Source organism: Alcanivorax sp. IL3 (assembly GCF_047495465.1).
GTDB classification, from domain to species: Bacteria; Pseudomonadota; Gammaproteobacteria; order Pseudomonadales; family Alcanivoracaceae; genus Alcanivorax; species Alcanivorax jadensis.
Window position 1 is genome coordinate 3,215,410 of record NZ_CP179931.1, and the last position, 13,659, is coordinate 3,229,068.

Genomic DNA, 13,659 nt, shown 5'->3' on the forward strand with positions numbered 1-13,659 from the left:
AAGGATCATTGATGGAAGTACATATCGCCCAGGGACATAACCCGCCGCACAATATTCACGGCATCACCGTGATCATCGACGTGATCCGTGCGTTCACCACCAGCCACCATGCCTTCCGCAAAGGTCTGCGCTGCATCTGGCCGGTGGAGAACGCGGAACAGGCCTTTGCCCTGCGTGACGAGCACCTGCCCGACGCCTTGCTGGCCGGGGAAGTGGATGCCCTGCCGATCAAGGGATTTGATTTCGGCAACTCTCCCTGGGAAATCGATCAGGCGGACTTGCAGGACCGGGAATTGATCCTGCGCACCACCAACGGCGTGGCGGCCACCCTGAAAGCCCGGGACAGCAAGGAAGTGCTGGTTGCCGGGCTGGTGAATGCGCAAGCGACGGCCAACTATCTGCGCGAACAGAATCCACCCACCGTGGTGCTGGTGGCCTCTCATCCCACGGGCGATGAAGATGTGGCCTGTGCGGAATACATCCGCCACTTGTTGGGCGGCGAAGGCGTCAGCTATGCCATTGCCCGCGAACGCACCCTGAATGCCAGGGCCGCCAAAAAATTCTACGACGGCTCCCACCCCCGCCTGCGGCCCCAGGACATTGACGCTGCGGCGGCAAGCGAAGGCGACAACGCACTGATCATGCGAGTCAGCTTTGATCCTTTCCCCTGCATCACCGCCCACCCGGCTCCCTAGCAACCTGCTGACCCGGAACGTCAAGGTTTCCGCTCTTTTTGATCAATGCGGTGGGCCTGTCCGGCTTGTTACTGTTGAAACCACTTCAACAGACAGGACAGCCCCATGATCCAGTGGTCCGAACAACAACAGATGATCCAGAAGATGGTGCGCGATTTCGTGGAAAAGGAAATCGTGCCGCACCTGGATGACATCGAATACAACGGCGTGCCGCCCTACGACATCCTTCGCAAGCTGATAAAGACCTTCGGCATGGATGTGATGGCCCAGCAATCCTTCGAGAAACAGCTGGCCCGGGAGAAGGCCATTGCCGCCGGGGAAACCGTCGAGGAAAAGAAAAAGGATGGCCCTTCTGCCATGGCCGGCGAAGAGGCCGCCATGCGCATGATCCCCATTATCGAAATCTGCAAACATGCCCAAGGGCTTGTCACGGCCATGGGCGTGTCCATGGGTCTGGGCGGTGGCGCCATCATGAGCAAGGGCACCATCGAGCAGAAAGAACGCTGGGCACTGCCGCTGCTCACCCTGGAGAAGGTGGGCGCCTGGGCGATCTCCGAGCCCAATGCCGGCTCCGACGCCTTCGGACAGATGAAGACACTGGCCAAACGTGACGGCAATGGTGGCTACATCATCAACGGTAGCAAGACCTGGATCACCAACGGTCCCTACGCCGACACCATCATCCTGATCTGCAAGCTGGATGAGGAAGGGGTCCCAGCCGACCAGCGCAAGATCGTCTCCTTCATTCTCGACAGCGGCATGGAAGGCCTGGAGCAATCCAAACCCTTCAAGAAGATGGGCATCGGCTCCTCGCCCACCGGCGAACTGTTCCTGTCTGACGTCAAAGTGGGCCCCGACCGGCTGCTGGGCGGTAGTGAAGACGGCTACGGCCGCAGCGGCGCCAAGGGCACCTTCATGCAGGAGCGCGCCGGTGTCGCCGCCATGGCCCTGGGGATGGTAGAACGGGCGCTGCAACTGAGCACCCAATACGCCCACGACCGGGTCCAGTTCGGCCGAGCCATCGGTCAGAATCAACTTATCCAGCTCAAGCTGGCCAAAATGGAAGTGGCTCGCACCAACCTGCAGAACATGGTGTTCCGCTATATCGAAATGACCGCCGCCGGCCAGCAGATGACCCTGGCCGAGGCCTCCGCCATGAAGCTATACGCCGCCCAGGCTGCCATGGAGGTGGCCACTGAAGCGGTACAGATCCATGGCGGCTACGGTTACATGCGCGAATCGCGTGTGGAACAGCTGATGCGCGACGCCAAGATCCTGCAGATCTACGCCGGCACCGACGAAATGCAGATCATCGCCATCGCCCGGGACTTGCTGGGCCGCGTGTAAGAGATTGACCATAAAGCCTGTAAGCTTTTGCCGGGTGCAATGTCAGCATATTGACCATCGCGCCCGGCAAAATGGTTTTTGTGGTCTTCATCACACTCTAAGTTTCAATATACACTCAACCATTATTCGTAGTAGGGACTGATACATCAGTCTAGGTGGTTGAAATGTTAGTACGCTATAGGGCTGATTTCGCCGCAGTTGCCCTGGTGTTGGCGGTGTTTTCCATTCAACTGGGCCTGTTTTTCTATAGTGACGGCCTGACAACCTGGCTGGCCATGCTGGCCCTGTTACCGGTTCAGGTATCCTGTGGCGCCATCTGCCACAACCATCACCATGTCAATGTGTTCGTCAAAAAACCGCTGAACCGACTGTTCGAGTGCATCCTCTACCTCCAGACCGGCACCAGCCCCCTGAGCTGGACCCTGCATCATAATATCGGCCACCATAAGTACTATTTAGAGCCGGAACAGGATCCCTCGTCCTGGCAGCAAGCGGATGGCTCGCTTATGCCCCGCTGGCGTTATGTGCTTATCAATACGCTGAAGGTCTACCCGGAAATCCATCGTATCGGCAAGCAGCACCCCCAGCTTTACCGGCGCTTTCTCCGTCTGTTAGTACTTGCAAACATTCCGCTTCTGCTGGCGATGCTCCATGACCCACGCAACGCCCTGATCCTCTTCATTCTGCCCATGACGGCAATGCTGTTCATGCTGCTGGACAACACCTACGGCCAGCATGCCGGCACCGGTTTCGAGGACCATTATCACGCCTCGCGCAATGTGGAACTGAAACGCTACAATCTGCCGTCCTGGAATCTGGGCTACCACACGGCCCACCATATGCTGCCCGGGATTCACTGGAGCCAGCTGCCGGCATTGCACGACAAGATCCGCCATCGCATCCCCGAGCACCTGATTACCGACAACATCCTGCTGCAGTGGGAACCCGCCCGCCAGCAACGAGGAGGATTGCCCTCATGATACGTGGCCTGCTTGTATGCCTGATCATGGGCTGCGCCGCCATGGCCCGTGCGCAGGACTGCTACTATTACTGGGTGCACCAGTGCATCGAAGTGGTCGATGCCAGCCAGAGACAGCTGCAGCAGTATGTGCTGATCTCCCCGGCGGTGAACTACCTGCAAGCTGAAGGCCAGCAATGCAGCGACGCGGTCACCGAGCGGCAGCAACCCATCGCCGTCGAACTACTGGCCCGCTTCAACCAGGCTGCCAGCAAGATCAGCGCCTGCCGGACCCCCGTCACGGAACTGCCCGCCCGGGTGTATGACAAACCCCACCAGGCCACCTGGCACTACAACCGCAGCCGCAAGGCCAGCCCACAGAAAATCGTGATTCCCCTGGCGGATTTACCTGTCCTCTGATATTAAGCCTTGAAGATCACTGCCAATCGCTGCACATCCGGTTGGGTGTGCTATGATCGACGGGCTTTTTCTATCCGGGGCGAATAATGAAAACAATTAAAACTGCCGCGTTACTGATCTGCATCCTACTGCTCGCCAGCTGCCAGAATCTGCAGGGCGAACGGCAAGGGGATTACTATTTCTCTCCCGCCGGCGCCTATATTCTGGACATGAGCATCAACACCTTCCGGGGTGAAGTGGTGCTTGATGAACGCTGCGACCGCCATGGTGGCTCAACCACCTTCTGGGACGGCAGTGGCCGTCTTTTCCGTGTGGACTATCTGAGCGCGGAAAACCATCCGATGATCCAGGCACCGCGGTTTGCCTCGGATCTGACCCTGCTCAACCTGACCCTGAACAGTTACTTGCGTGAGGTGGTGGCCAAGGCCCCCATGATCACCAGTGCCGAAGCCTCTTACCGGGAATTCCTGGAAGACGCCGATCCCCGTGCTCTGTTCGCCATCATTGGTATCAATGTGGATGCCGCCCAGGTGAAAGACAGCGAGGTGGAAAGCGGCACGTACTACTATGGTTTCATGCTGTTCAAGCGTGGCGACCGCATCTATGTGCTGCAGCACCGCCAACCGGTACTGATGCCTGAAAAAATGAAGGCTGTGCTGCTGAATCTGGCCGACGGCATGGAAATTCCCGGCCGCGTCCGCGACGACACGGATATGGAAAAGCTGCGCCGGCTATTGAAGAAAATGGCCCCGGGCGGCACCGATGGTGATCCGGTCCGACTGTGCGAACCCGCCTGAGAACATTAGCCAGTTGGAAGTTGCAACGAGCAACAGGCTTGGTGTGTACTGGATAGGCAGAACCCCGCGCTTCATGACAATGGCGCGGGTCCTATGCACTTCGGGAAACAGCACCCAAAACTGACTTTTGGGTTTTCGCTGTTAACTATTCACTATTCACTATTAACTGCTGCTATGACTTCCCTGACAACACAGAGCTGCGAAGCATGCCGGGCTGACGCACCCCGGGTAACCGACCAGGAACGCCAAGAGCTGCATCCTCAAATCCCTGAGTGGATTCTGGTAGAGGAAGACGGCATCGAGAAACTGCAACGGCATTTCTCGTTCAAGAATTTCGTCGACGCCTTGGCTTTTACCAATCAGGTTGGCGAGCTGGCCGAAAAAGAGGGCCATCACCCGGCCATCCTCACCGAGTACGGCAAGGTGACGGTGACCTGGTGGACCCACAAAATTGGCGGTCTGCACCGCAATGACTTTATCAGCGCAGCCAAGACCGACGCGCTTTAAGCACGAGCTACGCTTTTGGATAGTGGCGGCGTGAGAAGTTCCCGGCTTCCCTTTCACCGTCAAACATGGGCCAGGCTCACTCGGTTAGGCGTTGAAGTTTGAGGCTTGCCGCTTGAAGCTCTCTTTGACCATTTCCTCCACCGCCATGATCAAAACGGCTTGCGGCAACCGTCCCGGCCTTTGCTAGCATTCTTCTCAACCGAAGGAGAAACAGCATGGCCCTTTCCGAAGAACAGAAAACCCTGATTAAAGCCGCCAGCGACAAGACCTTTCCATTTGTGGAGCGCTGCGGGGTAAAGACCCTGGATGTGGAACGAGGTTACTGCAAGATGGTGATGCCTTTTGAGCCCAACATTAATCATGTTGGCATCATGTATGCGGGCGCCCTCTACACCATCGCCGAACTGCCCGGCGGGGTGATCTACCTGACGTCCTTCGACACCAAGCGTTGCTACCCCATCGTCAAGGACATGTCGATCCGCTTCCGTCGCCCGGCTACCACCGATATCACAGTGGAGGTCACCCTCAGCGAGGAAGAGATCGCACGCATCGAAAAGACCACCGAAGAGGTGGGTAAATGCGACTTCGAATGGGACGTGGAATTGAAAGACGCCAATGGCGAGGTGGTTGCCATCACCCATAACGTCTATCAGATGCGCAAGATCGGCGGGTGAATCGAGTTAAAAGTGCAAAGTTGAAAGTTACAAAGCGCGGGCAAGGGTAATGCCACATGACAAAGGCGATGCCCGCGCTCCAAGAAAGGCTTATCAACCCACCTGCAATGAACGCGGCCACCCAGATTTCAGAGCAAGATCAGGTAGTTCGCGTTTCAACTTTTAACGTTCAACTCGGTTTGTTATTCCGCCTGCTCACAGAAGCCGTTCGGCCCCATATTGACGGTGGTTGAGCATTGCCACTCCAGCCCACGCACCCCACCTTCCACCGGCCAAGTGGTCAGTTCATGGCCCTCCAGACGGCCAGCGAGCTCCAGCTTCAGCATGCCCTCGCGGAGCATATAGGCCCGTTTGATACGCTGATCCACCACCTGCTCAGGCGCAATCTCCATATCATTCAGGCTGCCCGGCCACTTGCCGCTGGACAGGTAGTACTCACTGATCCGCATGCGCAGCACCGACACGGTACTGAATGCTTGTGATAGAGAGGCCCGATCCCGGCTAGTGCTGAAAAGCTGCCAGGTTTTCCGGTCGATACCTGGCGGCGGCTCGTCCTTGTGCTGCGGACCACTTGCCTGCGATTTCTCGGGAATCGGCACCCGCCGGGCCAGGGCATCAATATCCGCTTCGTAACGCGCCCGCAGCGTGCAGCGCGAACCACTCCAGCGCCGCCCCTGCAGCGAGGGCTTTTCTTCCTGCAACTGGCTTAGATAGGCATCCCGGAGCAGGAATTCAGACCGGTCCTGCTGTTTGTAGGCCAGCTTACGTTTCTGATAATCATCGGTAGCAGCAATAACGCTCAGCAAGCTGACATGCAGCTCTTCTGTCATCATCTGCAAGGCCCGGTCGCAGACCTGCTGCTCGCTCTCCCCCTCCCCGGCCCGCTCCACCTTGGCCAGAGCCAGTGACACAGCGATTACAGGTGCACCCCACACCAGCAACAGGACCGCTATAACAGTGCGCACTCTATTTCCCCCTTGGGACCTCAAGCTATAACGCGATTGAATATTTTATCTGTGCTGAACCCAACAGCCCGCCTCCAAAGCCCCGGCGCTGCACCTGCAACGCAAACCAGACAAGCCCCTGATTCGCGTTGCAGCTTCAAGCTTATCGTTCTCTTACTTCCTGCTGAATTCCTGCACCGCGTCGATAAAGACACCCGCATTGGCAGGGTCCACCTGCGGCGTAATGCCGTGCCCCAGGTTGAAAATATGCCCGGGGTGATCACCGAAATCCGTCAGGATGCGTTTTACTTCCGCACGGATGGCATCCGGAGACGCATACAGCACCGCCGGGTCCATGTTGCCCTGCAAGGCCACCTTGTTGCCGACGCGGCGACGGGCTTCGCCGATGTTGATGGTCCAATCCAGGCCCAGGGCATCACAGCCACTCTCCGCCATGGACTCCAGCCACAGCCCACCGTTCTTGGTGAACAGGATCACCGGCACCTTGCGGCCTTCGTGGTCACGAATCAGGCCACCGACGATTTTCTTCATGTATTTCAGGGAAAACTGCTGGTAGGCCTCGGCGGACAGGGCCCCACCCCAGGTATCAAAGATCTGTACCACCTGGGCCCCATGACGAATCTGGGCATTCAGATACGAGGTGACCGATTGGGCCAGCTTATCCAGCAGGGCATGAGCCAACTCTGGCTGGCTGTAGACCATGGCTTTGAGATGACGGAAGTCCTTGCTGGAGCCGCCCTCAACCATGTAGGTCGCCAGAGTCCAGGGGCTACCGGAAAAGCCAATCAGGGGAATCCGGCCATTGAGAGCCCCACGAATGGTGCTGACCGCCTTCATCACATAACCCAGATCGCTTTCCGCATCGGGAATCGGTAACGCCGCCACGTCTTCTTCGGTGCGCACCACCTTGCGGAATTTCGGCCCTTCCCCGGTCTCGAAATACAGCCCCAGGCCCATGGCATCAGGAATGGTGAGGATATCGGAAAACAGAATGGCGGCGTCCAGCGGGTAACGCTCCAGCGGCTGCAGGGTGACCTCGCAAGCCAGGTCCGCATTCCGGCACAGATCCATGAAAGAGCCCGCATGCTCGCGGCTGGCCCGGTATTCCGGCAAATAGCGCCCGGCCTGGCGCATCATCCACACCGGTGTCTGATCCACAGGCTCACGGTTGAGGGCACGGAGAATACGGTCGTTTTGTAGAGGAGCGAAAGTCATGTGGGTTCCTTTGGAAACGCTCCACGCATCACGCTGCACGCAACACGCGAAAATCAAAAAATCCTCAATATCATATAGAAAAAGGGCCTGCAAAAGCAGGCCCTGATGTTGCGTGTCGCATGCACCGTGTTGCGTGCTACGTCAATCACACATCCAGATAATCGAGAATGCCCTTGGCCGCTTCACGCCCTTCCCAGATGGCAGTCACCACCAGGTCAGAGCCGCGAACCATATCGCCGCCAGCAAAGATCTTCTCGTTGCTGGTCTGGAATGGGAATTCCTGTTCTTCAACAGCCTGAACACGGCCGGAATCGTCAGTCGTCACATTCTTGGGCTCGAACCAGTCCGCCGGGCTGGGACGGAAACCAAAGGCCACGATGACCGCATCCGCCGGCAGAATTTCCTCGCTGCCCGGAATCGGCTCGGGACGACGACGACCGTTGTTGTCCGCCTCGCCCAACTTGGTTTCCACCACTTTCACGCCGGTGACCTTGCCGTCTTCCCCCACCACTTCGATGGGCTGACGGTTGAACAGGAACTGCACGCCTTCTTCCTTGGCGTTGGCCACTTCCTTGCGGGAACCGGGCATGTTCTCTTCGTCACGGCGGTAGGCGCAGACCACGCTGCCCGCCTGCTGGCGGATGGAGGTGCGGTTACAATCCATGGCGGTGTCACCACCACCCAGCACCACAACACGCTTGCCCTTCATGTCGATGAAGTCAGCCGGGTCTTTTTCGAAACCCAGGTTGCGATTGGCATTGGCCACCAGGAACGGCAACGCTTCGTGCACACCATCCAGGTCTTCACCGGGGAACCCACCCTTCATGTAGGTGTAAGTGCCCATGCCCATGAAGACGGCATCGTAGTCGGCCAGCAGTTCATCAATGGTGATGTCCTTGCCCACTTCCACGCCCAGACGGAATTCCACGCCCATGCCTTCAAACACTTCACGGCGCTTGGCCATGACCGGTTTTTCCAGCTTGAACTCGGGAATGCCGAAGGTGAGCAGACCGCCGATTTCCTCGTAACGGTCAAAGACCACCGGCTTCACACCGCTGCGTACCAGCACGTCGGCACAGCCGATACCCGCAGGCCCGGCACCAATCACGGCGACCTTCTTGTCGGTCCACACCACCTTGGACATGTCCGGACGCCAGCCCATGGCCAGGGCGGTGTCGGTGATGTATTTCTCGGTGGCACCGATGGTGACCGCACCAAAGCCGTCATTCAGGGTACAGGCCCCTTCACAGAGGCGATCCTGCGGGCACACGCGGCCACAGACTTCCGGCAGGGAGTTGGTCTGGTGACTCAGCTCCACCGCTTCCATCAGGTTGCCTTCACTGATCAGCTTCAACCAGTTGGGGATGTAGTTGTGGACCGGGCACTTCCATTCACAGTACGGGTTGCCGCAGTGCAGGCAACGGTGCGCCTGATGCTCCACTTCCCGAGTGTCGTACGGGTGGTAGATTTCCTCGTACTTGTGCTTGCGATCTTCAATGTCCTTTTTCTTCGGATCGTGCCGGGGCACGTCGAGAAACTGGAAGTTATTGCTCAAACGTTCAGCCATGGTCTCCCCCGTTATGCCGGATTGGCACGCGTGCTCTTGAGCAGGTTTTCCAGGCTTGCGGCCTTGGGCTTAACCAGCCAGAACTTGCGGCTCATGGCATCAAAGTTATCCAGAATGTACTGGCCCCACTCGCTGCCGGTCTCTTGCACGTAATCGGAGATCACGCCACGCAGGTGACTGCGGTGAGATTCGGTAGCTTCGGAACTGATGCGATGCAGTTCGATCAGTTCCGGGTTGATGCGGTCGAAGAAATCGTTGTCTTCGTCCAGTACAAAGGCGAAACCACCAGTCATGCCGGCACCGAAGTTATGCCCGGTGCGACCCAGCACGGTGATGGAACCGCCAGTCATGTATTCACAGCAGTGATCGCCAGCGCCTTCCACCACGGCGTGGGCGCCGGAGTTACGTACCCCGAAGCGCTCGCCAGCGGTACCCGCAGCCATCAACTTGCCGCCGGTGGCACCGTACAGGCAGGTGTTACCGATAATGGCCGTTTCCTGGCTCTTGAACGGGCTGCCATTGGGCGGACGGATCACCAGCTTGCCACCGGCCATGCCCTTGCCCACGTAATCATTGGCATCGCCTTCGATGTACATGTGCAGGCCGCCGGCGTTGAACACACCGAAACTTTGCCCGGCGGTACCGGTGAAGCGGACTTTGATCGGCGCGGTTTCCATATCCAGGTTGCCGTGACGCTTGGCGATTTCACCGGACACCCGCGCCCCCACGGAGCGATCACAGTTGGTGATCTCATAGTGGAAGGAGCCGCCGGACTTGCTGTCGATGGCCGTCAGCATGTCCTCAACCATTTTCTGGTTCAGCACCGCCTTGTCGAACGGCTCGTTGCGGCTGACCTGGCAGTGGGTAGGCTTGTCAGCCGGCACCAGATCATTGCGCAGGATCGGCGTCAGATCCAGCTTGCCCTGACGCACGGTTTCGCCTTCCAGCACTTTCAGCAAGTCGGTGCGGCCGATCAGCTCGGGAATGCTCTTCACGCCCAACAGCGCCAGCAACTCACGAACTTCCTTGGCCACAAAGGTGAAGTAGTTGATCAGCAGTTCCGGCGCACCGATAAAGTGTTCCTTGCGCAGGTCTTCACGCTGGGTCGCCACGCCGGTAGCGCAGTTGTTCAGGTGACAGATACGCAGGTACTTACAACCCAGCACGATCATCGGCACGGTACCGAAACCGAAGGACTCGGCCCCCAGGATAGCGGCCTTGATCACGTCCAGGCCGGTCTTCAGGCCACCATCGGTCTGCAGACGGATCTTGTCGCGCAGATCATTGCCACGCAGGGCCTGATGGGCTTCCGCCAGGCCCAGCTCCCAGGGGGAGCCGGCATAGCGGATGGAGGTCAGCGGGCTGGCCGCGGTACCGCCGTCGTAACCGGAAATGGTGATCAGGTCCGCGTAGGCCTTGGCCACACCGGAAGCCACGGTACCCACACCGGGCTCGGACACCAGCTTCACGGACACCTGGGCGTCCGGGTTGACCTGCTTGAGGTCGAAGATCAGCTGGGCCAGATCCTCAATGGAGTAGATATCGTGGTGCGGTGGCGGCGAAATCAGGGTTACGCCGGGCACGGAGTGACGCAGGCGCGCGATCAGCGCATTCACCTTGCCACCGGGCAGCTGACCGCCCTCGCCGGGCTTGGCGCCCTGGGCCACCTTGATCTGCAGCACCTCGGCGTTGACCAGATAATGCGGGGTCACACCGAAACGGCCGGAAGCAATCTGCTTGATCTTGGACACCCGCTCGGTGCCGTAGCGGGCCGGATCTTCACCACCCTCACCGGAGTTGGAGCGACCGCCCAGACGGTTCATGGCGGTGGCGATGGCCTCGTGGGCCTCCGGGCTGAGAGCACCGAGGGACATGCCCGCGGAGTCGAAGCGCAGCAGGATGTTTTCCAGCGGCTCCACCTGCTCCACATCAATGGCTTCCACGTCATCGCGCAGGGCAAAGAGATCACGCAGGGTGGCCACAGGGCGCTTGTTGACCAGTTCGGCATACTCTTTGTAGGCGTCGTAGTCACTGTCCTGGGTAGCCCGGTGCAGGGCATAAATCACGTCCGGGTTGAAGGCGTGATATTCCTTGCCGTGGATGTACTTGAGAATACCGCCGGCATCGATGGGCTTGCGCTGCTTCCAGGCATCCTTGGCCAGGCTCTTCTGGTCCGCTTCGAAATCCTCGAAGCTGGCACCCTGAATACGGCTGGGCACACCACGGAAACACAGATCCACCACATCGCGGGCAACGCCCACGGCTTCAAACAGCTGGGCACCGCGGTAGGACGTGATAGTGGAGATCCCCATCTTGGAGAGGATCTTCATCAGGCCCTTGTTGATGCCCTTGCGGAAGTTCTTCTGCAGCTCCACCGCATCGCCGAGCAGTTCGCCGGAGCGCACCATGTCGGAGATCACGTCATAGGCAAGGTACGGGTAGACGGCAGTGGCGCCGAAGCCGAACAGCACAGCAAAGTGATGGGAATCACGGGCGGTGGCCGTTTCCACGATGATGTTGGCGTCGGAGCGCAGACCTTTTTCGGTCAGGTAATGGTGCACGGCACCAGTGGCCATCAGGGCGTGGATGGTCAGCTGATCCTGGGCAATACCGTGGTCGGTAAGCACCAGAATGACCTTGCCATCACGGACTGCCTGGGCGGCCTGCTCGCAAAGATTTTCCACCGCCTGACGCAGGCCGATCTGCGGGTCGTAATGCAGGCTCAGCTTGGCCACATCGTACCCGGGACGATCGATCTTCATCAGGTTGGTGAATTTGGAATGAGACAGCACAGGGGTAGACAAAATCGCCCGGTCGGCATGATCCGCTGTTTCTTCGAACACATTCCGCTCGGCGCCCACACAGGTTTCCAGGCTCATCACGATCGCTTCGCGCAGCGGATCGATGGGCGGGTTGGTCACCTGAGCAAACTGTTGACGGAAGTAGTCGTACAGGGAGCGCTCGCGACGGGACAGCACCGCCATGGGCGTATCATCGCCCATGGAGCCGGTGGCTTCCTGGCCGGATTCTGCCAGCGGGCGAAGCACCTGATCGCGCTCTTCAAAGCTGATCTGGAAAAACTTCTGGTAGCTGAGCAGATCCTGTTGATCCACCTCGTCGGTACGCTCCACTTCGTGGTCGTAATCCGCTTCGATACGCAGGGCGTTGCCTTTCAGCCAGTCCCGATAGGGGTGGCGCACCTTGAGACGGTTGTCGATGTCCTTGGTGTGCAGCACTTCACCGGTTTCGGTATCAATGGCCAGGATCTGGCCCGGCCCGACCCGACCCTTGGCCACCACGTCTTCCGGCTTGTAGCCGTAAACGCCGATTTCTGAAGCCAGGGTAATAAAGCCGTTCTTGGTCACTACCCAGCGGGCCGGACGCAGACCGTTACGGTCGAGCATACAAACCGCGTAACGGCCGTCGGTCATTACCAGGCCGGCAGGGCCATCCCAGGGCTCCATGTGCATGGAGTTATATTCGTAGAAAGCCCGCAGATCGGAATCCATGGTTTCCACGTTCTGCCAGGCCGGCGGGATCATCATGCGCACGGCGCGGAACAGATCCATGCCGCCAGCCAACAACACTTCCAGCATGTTATCCATGCTGGAAGAGTCGGAGCCGGTGCGGTTAACCAGCGGGCTCAACTCTTCCAGACCGGGCAACAGTTCATTTTCGAACTTGTTTTCCCGGGCCAGTGCCCAGTTACGGTTGCCCTGTACGGTATTGATTTCCCCGTTGTGAGCCAGATACCGGAACGGCTGGGCCAGCGGCCACTGCGGCGAGGTATTGGTGGAGAAGCGCTGATGGAACACCACAATGGCGGTTTCCATGGCACTGTCACCCAGGTCCGGGAAGAACGCCGGCAGGTCCACCGGCATCATCAGACCCTTGTAGGAAATCACCGAGGCAGACAGGGAGCAGACGTAGAAGTAGCCATCGCTCTCCAACGCCTTCTCCGCATGACGACGGGCAAAGAACAGGCGGCGGTTAAGCTCCTGCTCGGTATTGCCGTCAGCTGCCACCAGCACCTGCCAGAAGCCGGGCAGAGAGGCACGGGCCAGATCACCGAGACAGGCGTCGTCGGTGGGCACTTCGCGCCAGCCCAGCACCTGCACGTCCTGCGCTTCCAGGGCCGTATTGATGGCGGCTTTCTGCTGTTCCGCCTGGTCGGCATCCGGGTGGGTAAAGATCATCCCCACGCCATAGTTGTCCGGCAGACTAATGGATTGAGCTTCCGCAACCTTGCGGAAGAAAGAATCGGGTTTCTTGAGCAACAGACCGCAGCCATCACCGGTTTTTCCATCGGCATTAATGCCGCCCCGGTGAGTCATACATGTCAGTGCTTCGATGGCCGTTTGCAAAAGCTCGTGGCTGGCGCTGCCCTCCATATGGGCAATCAGACCAAAACCACAGTTGTCCCGGAATTCTCCGGGCTCAGTGAGCCCCCGCACCAGCGTTGAGTTCTGCTGCATCAAAACCTTTCCTCTTGAAATTCAGAGACTTACAGAAGG

The 13,659-nt window shown here is 58.7% G+C and carries 11 protein-coding genes; 7 read left to right on the forward strand and 4 right to left on the reverse strand.

Annotation, left to right across the window (positions count from 1 at the left end; translation table 11 throughout):
* Window positions 1-11: 11 nt before the first annotated feature.
* From ACMG4M_RS14945 to ACMG4M_RS14975, 7 genes are all read left to right on the forward strand, one after another.
* Complete coding sequence (locus tag ACMG4M_RS14945) at window positions 12-695, forward strand: 2-phosphosulfolactate phosphatase (RefSeq protein WP_035245104.1); 684 nt, start codon at window positions 12-14, stop codon at window positions 693-695.
* 105 nt (window positions 696-800) lie between these two features.
* Window positions 801-2,042 (forward strand): acyl-CoA dehydrogenase family protein, encoded by a 1,242-nt coding sequence (locus tag ACMG4M_RS14950; protein ID WP_035245106.1) that lies wholly within the window; start codon window positions 801-803, stop codon window positions 2,040-2,042.
* A 164-nt stretch (window positions 2,043-2,206) separates the two neighbouring features.
* Window positions 2,207-3,022 (forward strand): fatty acid desaturase family protein, encoded by an 816-nt coding sequence (locus tag ACMG4M_RS14955; protein ID WP_035245107.1) that lies wholly within the window; start codon window positions 2,207-2,209, stop codon window positions 3,020-3,022.
* On the forward strand, window positions 3,019-3,420 hold the full coding sequence (locus tag ACMG4M_RS14960; protein ID WP_035245109.1) for a hypothetical protein: 402 nt from the start codon (window positions 3,019-3,021) through the stop codon (window positions 3,418-3,420). The genes ACMG4M_RS14955 and ACMG4M_RS14960 overlap by 4 nt, the downstream gene beginning before the upstream one ends.
* A gap of 86 nt (window positions 3,421-3,506) precedes the next feature.
* Complete coding sequence (locus tag ACMG4M_RS14965; RefSeq protein WP_035245111.1) at window positions 3,507-4,217, forward strand: hypothetical protein; 711 nt, start codon at window positions 3,507-3,509, stop codon at window positions 4,215-4,217.
* 174 nt (window positions 4,218-4,391) lie between these two features.
* On the forward strand, window positions 4,392-4,724 hold the full coding sequence (locus ACMG4M_RS14970) for a 4a-hydroxytetrahydrobiopterin dehydratase (protein WP_035245113.1): 333 nt from the start codon (window positions 4,392-4,394) through the stop codon (window positions 4,722-4,724).
* A 215-nt stretch (window positions 4,725-4,939) separates the two neighbouring features.
* Window positions 4,940-5,398 carry a PaaI family thioesterase gene (locus ACMG4M_RS14975; protein WP_035245115.1) on the forward strand — a complete coding sequence of 153 codons (459 nt, stop codon included), beginning with the start codon at window positions 4,940-4,942 and terminating at the stop codon, window positions 5,396-5,398.
* A gap of 182 nt (window positions 5,399-5,580) precedes the next feature.
* Here the strand turns inward: ACMG4M_RS14975 and ACMG4M_RS14980 are convergent, their stop codons facing one another.
* The 4 genes from ACMG4M_RS14980 to gltB all read right to left on the reverse strand — a co-directional run bounded on the left by ACMG4M_RS14980 (window position 5,581) and on the right by gltB (window position 13,620).
* The gene (locus ACMG4M_RS14980) at window positions 5,581-6,363 is read right to left on the reverse strand and encodes a hypothetical protein (RefSeq protein ID WP_035245117.1); all 783 of its coding nucleotides are present in this window, start codon (window positions 6,361-6,363) and stop codon (window positions 5,581-5,583) included.
* A 153-nt stretch (window positions 6,364-6,516) separates the two neighbouring features.
* A complete protein-coding gene (gene hemE / locus ACMG4M_RS14985; RefSeq protein ID WP_035245119.1) occupies window positions 6,517-7,578 on the reverse strand; it encodes a uroporphyrinogen decarboxylase in 1,062 nt (353 codons plus the stop codon).
* Between the two features lie 145 nt (window positions 7,579-7,723).
* Window positions 7,724-9,145, reverse strand: coding sequence for an FAD-dependent oxidoreductase (locus ACMG4M_RS14990; RefSeq protein ID WP_035245121.1), 1,422 nt, complete (start codon window positions 9,143-9,145; stop codon window positions 7,724-7,726).
* An 11-nt stretch (window positions 9,146-9,156) separates the two neighbouring features.
* Window positions 9,157-13,620: a glutamate synthase large subunit gene (gltB, locus tag ACMG4M_RS14995; RefSeq protein WP_035245123.1), complete on the reverse strand. Its 4,464-nt coding sequence runs from the start codon at window positions 13,618-13,620 to the stop codon at window positions 9,157-9,159.
* Between the last annotated feature and the right edge of the window lie 39 nt (window positions 13,621-13,659).